Genomic DNA, 1,234 nt, shown 5'->3' on the forward strand with positions numbered 1-1,234 from the left:
TCCGGCGCGACCACCTTGCCCGTCTGGCCAACCTGCCAGTCGTTCGGCGCATAGCCCGCATCCACCGCCGCGCGCGACGCACCCACCGCCGCACCCAGCTTGTCGGCAACCGGCAGGATCACTTCCTGGAACTTTTCCGCCGAGCCGAGCGCCCGCCCGCCCGAAATGATGATCCGGGCCGAAGTCAGTTCCGGGCGATCCGAATCCGAAAGCGCATTGCCCACAAAGCTCGACAGCGCCGGATCGGCAGCCGCATTGACGCTTTCAACCGCAGCCGAACCACCCTCGCCCGTTGCCTGGAAAGACGCCGTGCGAACCGTGATCACCTTCCTGGCATCCGTCGACTGCACCGTCTGGATCGCATTGCCCGCATAGATCGGACGCTTGAACGTATCGCTTGAGACAACTTCCATGATTTCCGAAAGCTGCATCACATCGAGAAGAGCTGCCACGCGCGGCAGGATGTTCTTGGCCGACGTCGTCGCCGGGGCGATGACCGTGTCGTATTGGCCGGCCAGTTCCACGATGAGCGCCGCCGTCGGCTCGGCCAGACGGTTTTCCAGCGCATCGCTTTCAGCCAGCAGAACCTTGCGCACGCCCTTGAGCTTTGCTGCCGCCTCAGCCGCAGCCTTCGCGCCCTTGCCCGCCACCAGAATATCGACATCGCCGCCAATCTGGGCCGCTGCCGTCAGCGCCTTGGCCGTCTGGTCGGAAAGGCTTGCATTGTCGTGTTCGGCAATAAGAAGAATAGCCATTTATCTCGTCCCTTCCGATTTCTTTACAGTACGCCGTCGGCCTTGAGCTTCTCGACCAGCTCTCCAACGGAGCCGACCTTGACGCCCGCCTTGCGACCGCCCGGCTCCTCGGTCTTCAAGACCTTCAGGCGCGGCGCGATATCGGCGCCGAAATCGGCCGGCGACTTTTCGTCCAGCGGCTTCTTCTTCGCCTTCATGATGTTGGGCAGCGATGCATAGCGCGGCTGGTTCAAACGCAGATCCACCGTCACGATCGCCGGAAGCTTCACATCGATGGTCTGAAGACCGCCGTCGACTTCACGCGTCACCTTGGCCGAACCGTCGCCCAGTTCCACCTTGGAGGCAAAGGTCGCCTGGCTCCACCCCATCAGCGCCGACAGCATCTGGCCGGTCTGGTTGCTGTCATCGTCGATCGCCTGCTTGCCGAGGAAGACGAGGCCGGGCTTTTCCGCATCGACCACGCCCTTCAAGACCTTGGC

The 1,234-nt window shown here is 63.0% G+C and carries 2 protein-coding genes; both read right to left on the minus strand.

Features of this window, described 5'->3' with window-relative positions; genetic code table 11:
* Positions 1–755: electron transfer flavoprotein subunit alpha/FixB family protein (locus tag FHS76_RS22405; RefSeq protein ID WP_183658539.1), on the minus strand; the 755-nt coding region annotated here is incomplete at its 3' end.
* Between the two features lie 23 nt (positions 756–778).
* A partial coding sequence (locus tag FHS76_RS22410; protein ID WP_183658542.1) for an electron transfer flavoprotein subunit beta/FixA family protein occupies positions 779–1,234 on the minus strand: 456 nt, incomplete at its 5' end.

This window comes from Brucella daejeonensis, from assembly GCF_014199265.1.
Classification (GTDB): domain Bacteria; phylum Pseudomonadota; class Alphaproteobacteria; order Rhizobiales; family Rhizobiaceae; genus Brucella; species Brucella daejeonensis.